The sequence below is a fragment of the Vibrio sp. SALL6 genome, assembly GCF_002002385.1.
In the GTDB taxonomy this organism is placed as follows: Bacteria; Pseudomonadota; Gammaproteobacteria; order Enterobacterales; family Vibrionaceae; genus Vibrio; species Vibrio parahaemolyticus.
The window spans coordinates 1-14,839 of sequence record NZ_MQVK01000018.1; the positions used below are offsets into that span (position 1 = coordinate 1).

The following is a 14,839-nucleotide window of genomic DNA, read 5'->3' on the forward strand; positions in this document are numbered from 1 at the left end:
TGTAGTGCGATACCGTTCATGATAGCAGTCATACCAAATTCACGTACACCGTAGTGGATGTAGTTACCAGAGAAGTCGTTCGCTTCTAGAGACTTAGAACCAGACCACATGGTTAGGTTAGAAGGCGCTAGGTCAGCAGAGCCGCCCATGAACTCAGGTAGTAGAGCACCAAATGCCTCTAGAGCGTTTTGAGATGCTTTACGTGACGCAATGTTTGCTGGGTTTGCTTGAAGATCCGCAATGATTTGGCTTGCTTTCTCTTCCCACTCAGCTGGAAGTTCACCGTTTACGCGGCGTTTAAATTCAGCTGCCAGCTCAGGGTACGCTGCTTCATAAGCTGCAAATTTCTCGTTCCACGCTGCTTCCTTAGCTGCGCCTGTTTCTTTCGCTGACCATTCTGCGTAGACTTCCTGCGGAATTTCAAAAGGACCGTGCTCCCAACCTAGTTCTTTACGTGTCGCTGCAATTTCTTCAGCGCCTAGTGGTGCACCGTGACAGTCGTGTGAACCAGATTTGTTTGGTGAACCAAAACCGATGATAGTCTTAGTACAGATTAGAGTAGGGCGAGGATCCGCTTTTGCAGCTTCAATCGCTGCGTTGATTGCGTCAGCATCGTGACCGTCTACTGCTGGGATTACGTGCCAGCCGTACGCTTCGAAACGCTTAGGTGTATCGTCAGAGAACCAACCTTCAACGTGACCGTCGATAGAGATGCCGTTGTCATCCCAGAATGCGATCAGTTTGCCTAGGCCTAGCGTACCAGCAAGAGAACATGCCTCGTGCGAGATACCTTCCATTAGACAGCCGTCGCCCATGAACACGTAAGTGAAGTGGTCAACGATGTCGTGGCCTTCTTTGTTGAATTGCGCTGCTAGCGCTTTCTCAGCCATTGCCATACCAACAGCGTTGGTGATGCCTTGGCCTAGAGGGCCCGTTGTTGTCTCGATACCAGGAGCGTAGCCGTACTCTGGGTGACCTGGAGTCTTAGAGTGAAGCTGACGGAAGTTTTTCAGATCATCGATAGATAGCTCGTAACCGCTCAAGTGCAGTAGAGAGTAAATTAGCATTGAGCCGTGGCCGTTTGAAAGTACGAAACGGTCGCGGTCTGCCCATTCAGGGTTTGATGGGTTGTGGTTTAGGTGAGAACGCCAAAGAACTTCAGCGATATCAGCCATACCCATAGGTGCGCCTGGGTGGCCAGAGTTAGCTTGTTGAACACCGTCCATGCTTAGCGCACGGATTGCATTTGCTAGGTATTTACGATCCATAGTGATTACTTCTCGATAAGTGTTTAAATAGAGGGAACTCGTCTAAACAAGTTCAAATAGAAAATCTTGAATGAGCGTTGATGCTAAAAGCGAGTAGACGGGCTACTCGCTCTTGGTAAGCAATTAAAGCTTAGCTTCGATCATCGCTTCTAGTTTGCCTTGGTCAACTGCGAAGTTGCGGATGCCTTCTGCCAGTTTCTCAACAGCCATTGGGTCTTGGTTGTGTTCCCATAGGAACTCAGCGTGAGTCATTGGTGCTGGACGCTCAGCTGCGCCTTTAGAATCAACTAGCTTCTCAACCACTTCACCTTCTGCAGCTTCTAGTTCTGCAAGTAGAGCAGGAGCGATAGTTAGACGGTCACAACCAGCAAGTTCTAGGATCTCACCGATGTTACGGAAGCTTGCGCCCATAACAACCGTTTTGTAGCCGTACTCTTTGTAGTAGTTGTAGATCTTAGTAACAGACAGTACGCCTGGATCTTCTGATGCTTCAAAGTCGCGGCCTTCTTTCGCTTTGTACCAGTCCATAATACGGCCAACGAATGGAGAGATTAGGAATACGCCCGCTTCTGCACAAGCACGCGCTTGAGCGAATGAGAATAGAAGAGTCAGGTTACAGTTGATGCCTTCTTTCTCTAGGATTTCAGCTGCGCGGATACCTTCCCAAGTAGACGCCAGTTTGATAAGGATGCGGTCGTTAGTGATGCCAGCATCGTTGTACATTTTCACTAGTTGGCGTGCTTTCGCTACGCTGCCTTCCATATCGTAAGATAGGCGAGCATCAACTTCTGTAGAGATACGACCTGGGATAGTTTTTAGGATTTCTTTACCGATGTTTACTGCAAGCATGTCACAAGTGTCTTGAACTTGTTGAGCTTTATCGTTGCTCTGTGCTTTAGCGTATTCGATTGAAGCATCGATTAGAGGTGCGTACTCTGCGATTTGAGCTGCTTTTAGGATAAGAGAAGGGTTAGTTGTTGCGTCTTCTGGCTGGTACTTTTTGATTGCATCAATTTCACCAGTGTCTGCTACTACAGTCGTTAGTTTACGAAGTTGCTCTAACTTGTTGCTCATAATCGATCATCCTATATAAATGGGCTTAAGCGTGGTTTTTGTTGCCACAGCTTGTGCATTTGCAAGCGAGTTAGCTAATCGTCTCATCGCGTTTAATGAGACATCTGCTCAGCCAACTACGGAAAATTTCGTTACCGAACAAATGCTATGAACATTTGATCGATAGCTGAGTAAATGATGTGTTCATATTTATCCTATCTATGCCGAAAGTCAATCGGTGAAATCGACTTATAGTGAACTTCATCAACGTTTTTTTACTGTGTGTTTAGCGGTTAACCCAAATAAACGTTTGCCCTTATTGCTCAATGCTTGAGCGTTGTTAGAAATAGCAAAAAACCGTACTGAGAAAATGTTATTGCAGTGAGCAAATGTTGCGTTTAAATTGATGGAGAACATATGCTAAGTCAATGAGCAGATGCTCACTTATTGCATACAATGTCGGGCCTCTTAAACGACGAGAGTAAACATGAGCAGTTCTAACCAAGATATTTCCATTGAAAACACGGATTTGTTGACAGAGATCTCCGTTGCCTACTATCAGGACGGTGCGACTCAGGAAGAGATATCGAGAAAATTTGCCATTTCACGCGCGAAGGTAGGGCGAATGCTCAAACAAGCGCGTGATGAAGGCATCGTTGAAATCACCGTTAAATATCACCCGGTATTCAGCGCCAAGATTGAGCAACGTTTGATCGAGCGATTTGGCGTAAAGCGCGCGCTTGTCGCTCTTGACCAACCGAATGAAGAAGCGCAGCGACTGCAGGTATCGGGATTAGTATCCAATTATCTCACCAGTACGCTTAAAAACGGCATGGTGGTGACCGTTGGACAAGGGCGTAACGTCTCTTCTGTTGCTCATCATATTGGGGTGATCACCCCACGAGACTGCAAATTTGTGTGTGGTATCGGCGGTATTCACCCACGTGGTGGTATGTACAATGCTGACCACATTTGTCGTCAGTTAGCTAAAAAGTACGGCGGAACGTCCGAAACGCTTTACGCGCCGGCTTATGCAGAAAACCGCGAGCAAAAAATGGCGTTCATGCAGAATGCGACCGTCAAACAAACGCTCGATTTGGCACGTAAAGCCGATGTCGCTTTAGTCGGTATTGGTGATATGAGCGAAAACAGCTACATGGTCGATCTAGGGTGGTTTACACCAGATGAAGTGGTTCAATCTCGACTAAAACAAGGCGTAGTAGGAGACTTTGCGGGTTATGACTTCTTTGATATTCACGGTAACGTTGCCAACACCGTAATGAGTGACCGTGTCATTGGCCTTGGAATTGAAGAGTTTCGGCCAATCGCAGAAGTGATTGCTATCGCTGCTGAAAACAGTAAACCGCTTGCATTACTTGGTGCGTTACGTACCGGTGCAATCGACGTGATTGCTACCAGTGTAAGCAACGCTTTGACAGTATTGAACTTGGATGAGCAAATGCACGGTAACGCGGCATCTGAGAGTTAGCACAAATAATATGCAACTTATGTAATCAGGCTGCGAGGATTTATAAATGACTCGCAGCCTGATTTCGTTTTCAAGTTAAAAATATTCTCTAGGAGTAGCTTTAAATTTGTACACCTACTCTGGAGAAAACAATGAAAAAGACACTTCTTGCTGCACTAATTATGGGGATAACTGGTGCGGCGCACGCCGAGCAAAAAGTCGTAGCGGGTTACTTTGCGGATTGGCAGTACGCGAATGCAGAAAACCCATACACGGTGAAAGATATTCCCGCCGATAAACTGACACATGTGATTTACGCGTTTCTCAGTATGTGCGGTCCTCATACCGGTGCCTCTGAAACGGTGCAAAACCTAGTAGCTAAACAATGCGAAGGAAAAGATCCCTATACGGCGATCATTGTCGATACCGAAGCGGCACTGGAAAAGAACTTTGGCGCTGTCTCAGTTAACGTGCCATACAAAGGTCACTTCGCTCAACTTGCCGAAATGAAGAAACAACATCCTGATCTCAAAATTCTTCCTTCTTTTGGTGGTTGGACAATGTCCGAACCGTTCCATGCTATGGCGAAAAACAAACAAGCGATGGATCAGTTCTCAAAAAGTGCCGTTGAGTTGATTGCTCAATATGATTTCTTTGATGGCATTGATCTGGATTGGGAATACCCAGGCGGTGGCGGTTTAACAACGTCGCCTTGGAACCCAGATACCAAGCTTTCTGATGAACAAAAAGCGTCTGAGCGTGAGGCGTTTACCTACTTGGTGAAAACCATGCGTGCAGAGTTAGATGAACTCACAAATCAAACCAAACGTGAATACGAACTCTCTACGGCGGTAGGCGTTGGTCCAAAAGCGGCAGGTATCGATTGGAAAGCAGCAGAACCGTACCTAACCAACATGTTTGCGATGACGTATGACTTTCTTGGTGGGTGGGGACAACAAACTGGCCATACTACCAACTTGCACGCGACAGAGCGAAGCTGGTGGGGCATGGGCGCAGACGTGTTCATCAACCAGATGATCGAGCTGGGTATTCCAAGTGAAAAACTGGTGATTGGCGCTGCATTTTATGGGCGTGGCTGGCAAGGTACTAAAGATTTTTCGGGTGGCTTACCAACGCAAGATCTCGTATCCGAGCAAGGAGCGCAGTTTGGTACGGGTGAGAACGGCTATTTCATGTTCTGGGATTTAGTGAAGAACTATGGAGCGAAGCAGGGCTACGAGTACAACTATGATGAGCAATCCCAAGCGCCGTACTTGTGGAATCCTGAAAAGAAAGTTTTTATCTCTTACGAAGATCAACGCTCGATCAAAGCCAAAGCAAATTGGGCGAAACAGGCGAACTTAGGTGGCATTTTTACTTGGGAATTGTCGGGCGACCCGAAAGGCGAGCTTGTTGAGGTGATGTACCAAGAAATGCAGAAATAAACGGAAATCGTGGTCTAAAACCGACATCACTAAAGCCATCGTTAATCTATGATGGCTTTTTCTTCTTTATTGTCTTTCACAAAGCTAACCAGTTGGTCAAAAGAGAGAGGCTTGGAGTAGAAATAACCTTGAATCAAATCACAGCCACACGCTTCTAATTGGTCGTGTTGGCGTTGCGTTTCGACCCCTTCAGCTAAGACTTTCATTTCGAAGTTTTTGCCAATAGCGATGATGTTTTTCACCATATTCAGCGCTTTTTTATCGTGCTCAATATTGTCGACAAAGCTCTTGTCAATTTTAACTTCATCAATCGGCAATGTTCTCAACATGCTTAGTGACGAGTAGCCCGTTCCGAAATCATCCAATGAAATCTTAAAGCCCAAAGCGTGCAAGCGCTCGCAAGTCGGAGAGAACTTTTCTAGATCTTCGATAAACAAGTTCTCGGTAATTTCTAACGTGATTCTATTGCAATCAAGATGGTATTTGTCCATCGCTGCCATCAAGCGCTCTATAAATTTGGCGTGCAGGAACTGTTTGACGGAAATATTGATCGACATCTGAATTGGAGTGGCAAGGTGGGTTGTCAGTAAGCCCATATCTTCAAGGCTCTTTTCGATGATCAACTCACCCAATCGCACCATCAAACCAGAGCTTTCAGCGACAGGAACAAATTCGTTAGGTGGCACTTTGCCCAGTTCTTCGTCTTCCCAACGAACAAGCGCCTCAACACCATAAATCTCGCCATTAATGTTTAACTGCGGTTGATAAGCCATAAACAGCGTTTGCTTCTCAATCGCAAGCCTCAGACGTTGCTCGACTTTCATCTTGTGCAGATGACTTGCTTGCATCTCCTGATTAAACAGACTGTACGCATTACGCTGTTTTTTCGCTTGATACATGGCGATATCTGCAGAAAGCAGCAGCGCGTCTAAGTTGTCGCCGTGCATTGGGTAGAACGCAATCCCAATGCTGCAACTGAGCAGGAACTGGTTATCGTTAACGTTATATGGTTTGGAAAGCGTTTGAATCAGCTCGCTTGCTAGATCTTTGATGGTCTCTTCATCAGTTCGATTAACGATAAAGATGAACTCGTCGCTTGCCTCACGGACGATCAAACGACCTTCGCCCGAAAAGTGGTTAAGGCGAGTCGAGATCTGTTTTAGAACTTCGTCACCAAATTCGTGGCCGTGTGTGTCATTGACCGATTTGAAGTTATCGATATCAATGAACATTAAGGTGAACGGGTTACTGCTGCCACACATCCAACGTTGAATGTTGGAACGTAAATACTCACGATTAGGTAGGCGAGTTAGATGATCATGACAAGCTTGGTAAAGCAAACGCTCTTTGGTTTCGTGTTCATTGTTAGCGATTGAGCGAAACAGCGCATAAAACGCTGCTTGAACGATCAGAAAGACGATGCAGTAAAACGCAAATTGGCTGTAAAAGCCGCGCTTAATGAAGCCCAAATCGGTCGACGACGCCGCCCATAAGCCATAATCAGGAAGGTATTTGAGTGTGATTAATTCATTCAAACGTTGGGTATCGACGACGACATTGATTGCTCGGGTTAGCTGTTTTACTTGGTCGGCATCCCAGCCGTAGTCTTGCTGGATTTGATCCAATAAGGCTTGTTTATTTAAATCATCGGCGGGCTTTTGATAGTCCTTGATCGTGGTGTCTTCAGATGAGCTAAACGTAAGGTAGCCGTCATTTCTAATTAGGGACACGCGATTGTGTTCATTAGCATGAATGTCGTTACGAAACACTGACGACGTATTCATGTTAAAGCCAGCCGTCATTACCGCTTGTACTACGCCATTTTTATCTGGAATCGCTTTACGAATGGGAATAACTAACGAATCTTGCGCTTCCATAAAGTAGGTTCTGCCGATGACCATGCGATCGGAGTTCAACGCTTCAAGGAAGGTCTCTCTGGTCAGCGGATCTTGCTTGAGATTGTGTAGCTTTTCCAAAATCAAGTTCGAGCTAACGGAAATGTAGTCGCCGTTGGGATTGGTCAAGCCAAAACCGATGATCGCCGGATGAATGTTGAGAAGTTTATCTAACATTGGGCGAGTTTGAATGGCCGCGGTACGAGTGAAGCTATTTTGCTCCACCAGTTGATGACCAACGACTTCTAGCAGCGATTCTTGCCCTTTTAAAAGTGACTCAACGGAGGAAGCAAACAGCTCCAATTGTAGGAGCTGTTTGTCTTTGTATTTGTCTAACGTTGCTTGGTAGTGGTAATAGCCGAATAGCGAAAATGTCACGATACTGACGGTGAGCAGCATCATGTAAAGAGTCCAAATGTTCTTCTTTAATCCGACCATGTTGTTTTGATAACCCCTAGCTTAACGCGTAATTGGCAGTGAGCAGTCTGCACCCCATTCTGTCCATGAACCGTCATAAACAGATAAGTTGCGTAAGCCTAGTTGATGAGCTGCCAACAATAAAATACAGGCAGTCACACCTGAGCCACAGCTGAAAATGATTGAATTGTCATTATATAGCGACAGTTCGCTAAATGCTTGTTTCAATTCTGAGTTCGGTTTGATGTAACCGTTATCCAGCAGTTCTTGAAAAGGCAGGCACAACGAGTTTGGAATATGGCCACTGCGCAATCCTTCTCTTGGCTCAGGCACTTCACCAAAAAAGCGCGCTCGTGAGCGAGCATCAACAATATGCGCACTGCAATTGTTTGAGTACTCTAATACTGCATTTGCGTCCAAAAATGCATTTTTATTTAATTTTCCCGCAAAATTTCCTAATTGTTCAGGTTTTGCTAGTGAATCTACGACGGGCAATCCCGCTTCGATCCAAGCTGGAAGTCCACCATTAAGTACTTTGACGTTCTCGTGTCCCATCGCTTTGAGCATCCACCATGCGCGTGGTGAAGCAAGCGTACCTGAGTTGTCATAAACGATGATCAAGTCTTCGTTATTTAGCCCAAGCTTTTGTGCGCTTACATTAAATCCTGCTTCGGTTGGCATCATGTGCGGCAAAGAGGTATCAGGCAGACAAAAGTCATTGTCGTAATCAAAACGGTAAGTGTTTGGAATCCATTTATCGGTGATTTTTTTGCTTTCAGAAGGAATTTGAAAGCTAATGCTTGCGTCTAAAAGCTTTACATTTTGTTGGTCAAGTAGGGCATGGAGTTCTTTTGCACTGATCAATGCTTGCATTGCTAAATCCTTCTTGTCGTGGGAGTGACCACTGTTCTAGTTACAGCTGACGAATGAAAGTGATGGTTCAAAAGTTGAGCTTGTTGCTTGCCTAAATGTGGCTGTCGAACCGATCGCACAATCAGTTGTTATCGGAACGGCGACGCGTTGTTGTTCGATATCAGGAGCGTCTATCGTCAGGTAACGTCGTTGCCCGTCTAAAGACTGAGTCAAAGTGTTGCTGATGACGGTCGCTGATAAGGTTTTTTCGCTGGTGGGTGAGCCCCACAAAAGTAAAAGGAGCAGAGCAATCGAACCGATGAAGACCAAAATGTAAGTTTTGGGGGTATCCAAGTTGAGTTCCACCCGTTTAGGCTAGCGTAAGCCTATTGTTTTACAATAAAAAAATCGCATGTTCAAAGAACGATGCGATTTTTGCTGATATTTAACATCTCTAAGAGGTTTAGGTTTGTTTGCTATTCATGACATTAATGCTTACAGGCGCCAAGATGAATCTTCTGCTGATATCACGTGCTGCACGGGGTCTGAACCGTCATAAAACCAAACTTCGACTAATAGATTTCCTTGGCTATCGGAGACCGGAAAATTCATTTCGGCTTTTCCGTTGATGAGTGCTTCAGAAGCTACTTTGCTTGCGTATTTCGCTTGATAGGTACCTGAAGTCATCTCTTGATACTCTTTATAGACACTAAGGTGCGCGCGTTGTGAAGAGTAGCCACTAATGTCAACAGATAGAGCACGAGCGACGATCGGATCGTAGTCGTAGCCATCTGGTACGTTCAGCGTTTGCATGCTTGGTTCTTCGACCACGATGGTGGTCTGAGTTGGTGGAGGCGTTGAGCTGTCACCGCTTTTATCACCGCCGCCACCTCCACCGCCGCAGGCTGTTAACGCTAATCCCATGATGATTGTGATTAAATTTTTCATAATGTGGTCTCCTATGGAATGTAGCATTTGTTTGCTTTTGGTGAGGCATGCCAGTTAGCATTTTGACTGCCGGCTGATTCAGCGTAAGTGGCAAATTGTGGATACGCGTCAACCAAGTCTACGTTTTCCAATGGCCACTCCCAGTCCTCAACAATCAGCAGAGCCCAAGGTAGGTTGTTGCTGGTTTTGAAGTAAGTACCTTGTACAGGATCACTTGCATCAACCCCGAGTCCGTACAAATTGGCATCATCAAACTGCTCGGTTGGCGCTTGATCCGGTAGGTGTACTTCCCATTTCCGGCCTGGTTGGAAGGTAATACCGTCACCGTGGTAAGTATTTGGTGTTGCAAAGATAAATGGGTCGTAAGGCATGGCTTGTAAGCCAGAGCGGTCGGAGCCTTCCTTAAAATAAACCGTCAACGTAAAAGAGAAAGCAACGTTGTCATCACATCCTGATTGAGTTCGGAAGTAGGTACAATTGCTTTGCGTGTATTGGCTGAGATCATCGCTGACGATGAAAATGGCCTCTTCCGAGACAGTTTCTAATCCATTGCTTGATTGTTGAACGCCGTTAAACGACAGGGTAGTTAAGCCATTCTCAATACTTGTTTTTGCTACGCCCGGTAAACGAATAGCAAAGCCATTTTTGTATCCTGCACCGTAAGCGGCGAGGTCACCGGTGATTTGAATGTTCTCGACCACACCTTCCGTACGCGTTTCTGTGATTCGGAACTGAATGACGACGTCGTTCATGTCGTAATCTGCGGTGTATGGCCAGTTATCCTCAAACGCTACCGTTGCGTAGCCTTCTGCACTTGGGAAATGCTGAACAGATACGCCATTTTCGGTGATAGTGATTGGATGATCTTCCACTTCGCCGGAGGTTGAGCCGCCATCGTATTTGAGCCCTGTTTGTTGGCTAAAGCGAAATCGGCTCCAACTTGGTCCTGCGGTTGCCAATTCAGAGACAATAAATGGAAGTGTGTTGTTTCCTGTTGCGAGTAGCTGGTCTGTAAATACTTGTTCACCTTCATCTGCGAAATCACCGTCTCGGTTCCAGTCAAACCAAGCAGACAAGTAACCAGAAGTAGACGCCATCACATTCACCAGTGAACTCAAACCTGGATCGAGTGCGGCAACAAAACCAACACCATCTTCGTCTGCGGTACCAACTTTGTTGTCGCCAGAAGGCGCAATTTGTCCGTCAGGATCGCCATCAGGCGCAATGACACCAAGCCATGTCACACCATCGATTTCGTGTCGTGGGCCGTTTGAGGAAAGAAGCGTGTGGTAACTGTCTGGAGCATCGCCAAAATCGATTGGGTCATCTTCATCTATAACTGGCGCGTTGGCGCAGCGTGCACCGTCATTTTGGCTTGAACTTGGGCCGTTCGAGACAAACTCAACCGCTGGGACAATGCCCGCGTTGATGTTTGAAGCGTTGTCCGCTGACAAATTAATACGGTAGATTTTTCCGTCTTGATTGCGGGAAACGTAGTAATTGCCGTTGACGTCAAAATAGCCCGCACCAAAGGTACCGGTTTCGCCCGTATCTCCAATCATAGTGGCTTGGCCGTTTGCAGTATTGAATTTGTAGAGAATGCCGGAGTTGTTGTCGATTCCGTAAAGCGAACCGTCGCCAGGATGAAAGGCAAAATCCGTCAAGTTGACGTTTGCGGTCGCGGTAATTTGCGTAAGTGTTAGCGTCGCATTTGGATCGGTATCTAACGGTGATAAATCAATGGAAAATAATCCTTTTCCTTTGCGATATAAGTAGTAAACGTGATTATAAACATCGCCAACAAAAAACGTATGGCTAGGCAAACCAGCGACATTCAGTGTTTCTGCTTGAAAGTCTTTCCCTAAACGGACGATTTTCAAGTTGGTGGTATCGTAGCCATAAATGTATCTGTCTGTGAAGTCGAACCCGACGGCATTGATCCCTGATGCCAAACCCACATCATCAGCTAATAAAGTGGTGGAACCCGTAACCAGATTGACGCCATAAACTTGAACGGGGGTCGATTGGAATAAATACGCTTTGCTCGGACAAGTGTCGAAAGGCGCCGCATTCGCATAAGCGCTTACGAACAGTGATCCGAGTATTAGTGATGTTCTTTTCATGATTCGCCCTCTCATTGATTTGTTTTATATGCAATGAAAGGAGCGTGCCAATTCTTAAGTGGCTGTTTTTGAAGGATATTGACAACTAAAAGTTCGAGGTTTTAATTTTGAATCTCAGAATAAGAAAAAAGCCCAACGTTGCGTTGAGCTTTTTGAGAACCGATTGATACGGGAGCGAATACGTTACTTACCCACAAACAGGGCAGGTGGGCATTTTCATCAAGTTCATTTCTCGCCACGACATGCTGAGTGCATCGAGAATAAGGATTTTCCCTTTCTTTGGCTGGCCGTAATTTGCGATCACCTTGATGGTTTCCATCGCTTGTACGGCGCCCACAATCCCGACCACTGGTGCCATTACACCCGCTTCAACGCAGCTTAGTGCACCGCTACCAAATAGTGCGCTCAAGCACTGGTAACAAGGTTGAGTTGGATCGTCGTACGTAAACACACTCACTTGACCTTCCATACGAATTGCCGCCCCAGAGATAAGCGGGGTTTTCGTTGCAAAACAGAGACGGTTCAGTTGATTACGAGTGTCGACGTTATCAGACGCATCAACTACCACAGTGTGTTGTTCAATCAAAGCTTGAAGTTGAGCATCATCGAGACGTTTGGCAACGGTGTTTACCTCGACGTGGGGGTTAAGTTCTCGTAGCGCATCGGCGGCAGAATCCACTTTTTTGCGGCCGATATCTGTGTCGTGGTGTAATACTTGGCGCTGCAAATTAGAGAGCTCTACAATGTCGTCATCGATGAGTGTAATACTGCCGACACCTGCTGTGGCGAGGTATTGGCTAGAAGCACAGCCTAAACCGCCCGCACCCAAAATAAGCACGGAGCTTTGTTTGAGCGCTTCTTGCCCTTCGAAATCGAACTGGCGAAGAATGATCTGGCGGTTATAGCGCAGCATCTCCTGATCGGAAAGAATATCCACAGCACGTCCCTAGTATAACGTTGAGTTAAACAGTTGGATTTGAACCGTTTCGCCAACTTCCACGCGGCCACGCTCACGTTCCAACACCACAAAGCAGTTTGCCAAACTCATTGAGCGGAAGGCACCAGAACTTTGGTTGCCAGTGGTTTCAACGACAAATTTGCCATCTTCTAGCGTGTAGATGCCACGTTGGTAATCCGTGCGGCCCGGCGCTTTCTTAAATGCAGTTTTTGTCGTAGCAGGGATAGACTCAGGTGCTTTCCATTCAGTATGGCCAGCCAATTTCGCCAACATTGGCTGAACAAGTACGTACATGGTTAGCACAGCAGATACAGGGTTACCTGGTAGACCGCAGAACCAAGCTGTACTTAACTTACCAAATGCGAAAGGTTTACCCGGCTTGATTGCCAGTTTCCAAAAACCGATTTCCCCAAGTTGTTCAAGAATGTCCTTGGTGTAGTCTGCTTCGCCAACACTGACGCCGCCAGAGGTGACAACCACATCCGCGAGCGTTTGTGCTTTTTCAAACGTCGCTTTTAATGTTTCTGGGCAGTCAGGGATAATGCCAAGATCAATCGCTTCACAACCAAAGTTTTCGATAAGTGGTTTAATGCCGTAACGGTTGCTGTCGTAGATTTGACCTGCTTCGAGTGGCTCACCTAATGGTTTAAGTTCATCACCTGTCGAGAAAAACGCCACCTTCGGTTTACGCACAACAGTGATATGGCTTACGCCAAGAGAAGCAATCATTGGAATATCGCGTGGTGTTAGGCGCGCGCCTTTTGCTAATACGATATCGCCTTGCTTGATGTCGTCACCAGTTGGGCGGATGTTATTTTGAGGTTTCACATCCGTTTGGTTGAACTGGATACCCGCTTCGGTCACGGTCGTGTTTTCTTGCATGATAACGGCATCGCAACCTTCCGGAATTTTCGCGCCAGTCATGATTCGAACACAAGTGCCTGTTGGCCATTCACCTTCAAAAGGTTGGCCCGCAAAGGATTTGCCCACCATCGGCAATACAGTCGACGCTTCTAAATCTTGAATACGGATTGCATAACCGTCCATTGCTGAGTTGTCAAAAGGCGGTACGTGAATTGGCGATAAAACGTCTTCGGCCAGTACAAAACCCAGAGCATCAGCAAGAGGAAGAGAAAGTGTCGTTTGGATAGGTTTGATGCGCGATAACATTTTGTCCATCGCTTCTTCAATTGGCATCAAGCCAGGTGCGTCGCAGCAGCCCATTGAGATAATCCTATGTTCTTTTGTTTTGTGGCAACTCTACCATAAAATCGGACTTGGTAAGAATGTCCACCTATAAAATATGGGTGTAATTATTCAAAAATCCGAGTATCCTTGTCACCCATCCGAAAGGGGTAAACGCCTATCGGAACTAAAGAAAACGGCTCAGTGTATTCTTGTTATGTGCCTTGGCGATATGAACATCTAACTGAGCAACTTAGACGCTAACGGGATGAAAACACTGCAATTGTATTTCACACCGAGAGTGGTAGTTACAAAAGAGGAAGTGGAATGTCAGGTCTTAGCGAGTCAGCGAAGTTAGTAAAAGAAGCGCTAGAGCAACGCGGTTTAGAAACACCAATGCGTCCTAATGCCGTGAGCCGTGAAGAGAAGAAAGAAAAGATCGAGCACCACATGCGTGAGATCCTAACCCTGCTTCAACTCGACCTTACGGATGACAGCCTAGAAGAGACGCCACATCGCATTGCAAAAATGTACGTGGACGAGATTTTCTCTGGTTTGGATTACTCCAACTTCCCAAAAATCACGGTTATTGAAAACAAGATGAACGTAAGTGAAATGGTTCGCGTGAAAGACATCACCGTAACCAGCACGTGTGAACACCATCTTGTCACGATCGACGGCAAAGCGGCCGTTGCGTATATTCCTCGTGGTAAAATCATTGGTCTCTCTAAGATCAACCGCATTGTCCGTTTCTTCGCGCAACGTCCTCAAGTTCAAGAGCGTATGACACAGCAAATCCTAGTTGCTTTGCAAACATTACTTGAGTCTGACGATGTGGCCGTGACTATCGACGCGACGCATTACTGCGTGAAATCACGTGGTGTTATGGATGCAACCAGCGAAACGACAACCACAGCATTAGGTGGTATTTTTAAGAGCAACCCAGCCACTCGCGCAGAGTTTCTTCATGGTTTACGCTAGTCAAAGCGAAGTATAGATTTGAGAGAGGATGGCAACGTGCCATCCTTTTTTATACCTGAATCATGGGTAAGTGAGTCGCAATAAATAATATTTATGCAATTGTGTGTTGACAGTCACATTCGTTGCTCTTAGTATATGCGCCCAATGAACGGCTACAACGTGTAATCGTTTGTTTTGAAAAGAGATATCTCTCTAAGTTCAGCTGATCTCGGTCAGTTGTCTTTCTTTTTTTCTAATAATAGAAAG

At 46.1% G+C, this 14,839-nt stretch carries 12 protein-coding genes; 3 read left to right on the forward strand and 9 right to left on the reverse strand.

The window, feature by feature from the left end; genetic code table 11:
• Window positions 1-1,268: transketolase (locus BIW15_RS10020; RefSeq protein ID WP_276202911.1), on the reverse strand; the 1,268-nt coding region annotated here is incomplete at its 3' end.
• A gap of 123 nt (window positions 1,269-1,391) precedes the next feature.
• Window positions 1,392-2,342: a transaldolase gene (tal, locus tag BIW15_RS10025; protein ID WP_005463537.1), complete on the reverse strand. Its 951-nt coding sequence runs from the start codon at window positions 2,340-2,342 to the stop codon at window positions 1,392-1,394.
• A gap of 466 nt (window positions 2,343-2,808) precedes the next feature.
• On the opposite strand from tal, the gene BIW15_RS10040 reads away from it, so the two are divergent.
• Together BIW15_RS10040 and BIW15_RS10045 are read left to right on the forward strand one after the other, a co-directional pair.
• A complete protein-coding gene (locus tag BIW15_RS10040) occupies window positions 2,809-3,810 on the forward strand; it encodes a sugar-binding transcriptional regulator (protein WP_005463541.1) in 1,002 nt (333 codons plus the stop codon).
• A gap of 131 nt (window positions 3,811-3,941) precedes the next feature.
• Complete coding sequence (locus tag BIW15_RS10045) at window positions 3,942-5,234, forward strand: glycoside hydrolase family 18 protein (RefSeq protein ID WP_015313412.1); 1,293 nt, start codon at window positions 3,942-3,944, stop codon at window positions 5,232-5,234.
• Between the two features lie 41 nt (window positions 5,235-5,275).
• Here the strand turns inward: BIW15_RS10045 and BIW15_RS10050 are convergent, their stop codons facing one another.
• The 7 genes from BIW15_RS10050 to moeA form a co-directional block, all read right to left on the reverse strand.
• Window positions 5,276-7,567, reverse strand: coding sequence for an EAL domain-containing protein (locus BIW15_RS10050; RefSeq protein ID WP_077280930.1), 2,292 nt, complete (start codon window positions 7,565-7,567; stop codon window positions 5,276-5,278).
• Between the two features lie 21 nt (window positions 7,568-7,588).
• On the reverse strand, window positions 7,589-8,419 hold the full coding sequence (locus BIW15_RS10055) for a sulfurtransferase (RefSeq protein WP_005477173.1): 831 nt from the start codon (window positions 8,417-8,419) through the stop codon (window positions 7,589-7,591).
• 36 nt (window positions 8,420-8,455) lie between these two features.
• On the reverse strand, window positions 8,456-8,752 hold the full coding sequence (locus tag BIW15_RS25105; RefSeq protein ID WP_179115260.1) for a hypothetical protein: 297 nt from the start codon (window positions 8,750-8,752) through the stop codon (window positions 8,456-8,458).
• Between the two features lie 141 nt (window positions 8,753-8,893).
• Window positions 8,894-9,346 (reverse strand): hypothetical protein, encoded by a 453-nt coding sequence (locus BIW15_RS10060; protein WP_017447385.1) that lies wholly within the window; start codon window positions 9,344-9,346, stop codon window positions 8,894-8,896.
• A gap of 11 nt (window positions 9,347-9,357) precedes the next feature.
• Window positions 9,358-11,469: an LruC domain-containing protein gene (locus tag BIW15_RS10065; RefSeq protein WP_077280931.1), complete on the reverse strand. Its 2,112-nt coding sequence runs from the start codon at window positions 11,467-11,469 to the stop codon at window positions 9,358-9,360.
• A 187-nt stretch (window positions 11,470-11,656) separates the two neighbouring features.
• Window positions 11,657-12,406, reverse strand: coding sequence for a molybdopterin-synthase adenylyltransferase MoeB (gene moeB, locus BIW15_RS10070; protein ID WP_021452207.1), 750 nt, complete (start codon window positions 12,404-12,406; stop codon window positions 11,657-11,659).
• Window positions 12,407-12,415: 9 nt separating this feature from the next.
• Window positions 12,416-13,651, reverse strand: a complete 1,236-nt coding sequence (gene moeA / locus BIW15_RS10075; RefSeq protein ID WP_005477201.1) for a molybdopterin molybdotransferase MoeA — start codon at window positions 13,649-13,651, stop codon at window positions 12,416-12,418.
• A gap of 288 nt (window positions 13,652-13,939) precedes the next feature.
• Between moeA and folE the strand changes: the two genes are divergently transcribed.
• Window positions 13,940-14,593, forward strand: coding sequence for a GTP cyclohydrolase I FolE (gene folE, locus BIW15_RS10080; protein WP_005477356.1), 654 nt, complete (start codon window positions 13,940-13,942; stop codon window positions 14,591-14,593).
• Window positions 14,594-14,839 lie beyond the last annotated feature (246 nt).

What these genes read in the sequence shown, in the direction of transcription:
- tal (WP_005463537.1), bottom strand. Translation starts at nt 2,342, where the DNA reads ATGAGCAACAAGTTAGAGCAACTTCGTAAACTAACGACTGTAGTAGCA.
- BIW15_RS10040 (WP_005463541.1), top strand. Translation starts at nt 2,809, where the DNA reads ATGAGCAGTTCTAACCAAGATATTTCCATTGAAAACACGGATTTGTTG.
- BIW15_RS10045 (WP_015313412.1), top strand. Translation starts at nt 3,942, where the DNA reads ATGAAAAAGACACTTCTTGCTGCACTAATTATGGGGATAACTGGTGCG.
- BIW15_RS10050 (WP_077280930.1), bottom strand. Translation starts at nt 7,567, where the DNA reads ATGGTCGGATTAAAGAAGAACATTTGGACTCTTTACATGATGCTGCTC.
- BIW15_RS10055 (WP_005477173.1), bottom strand. Translation starts at nt 8,419, where the DNA reads ATGCAAGCATTGATCAGTGCAAAAGAACTCCATGCCCTACTTGACCAA.
- BIW15_RS10060 (WP_017447385.1), bottom strand. Translation starts at nt 9,346, where the DNA reads ATGAAAAATTTAATCACAATCATCATGGGATTAGCGTTAACAGCCTGC.
- BIW15_RS10065 (WP_077280931.1), bottom strand. Translation starts at nt 11,469, where the DNA reads ATGAAAAGAACATCACTAATACTCGGATCACTGTTCGTAAGCGCTTAT.
- moeA (WP_005477201.1), bottom strand. Translation starts at nt 13,651, where the DNA reads ATGGGCTGCTGCGACGCACCTGGCTTGATGCCAATTGAAGAAGCGATG.
- folE (WP_005477356.1), top strand. Translation starts at nt 13,940, where the DNA reads ATGTCAGGTCTTAGCGAGTCAGCGAAGTTAGTAAAAGAAGCGCTAGAG.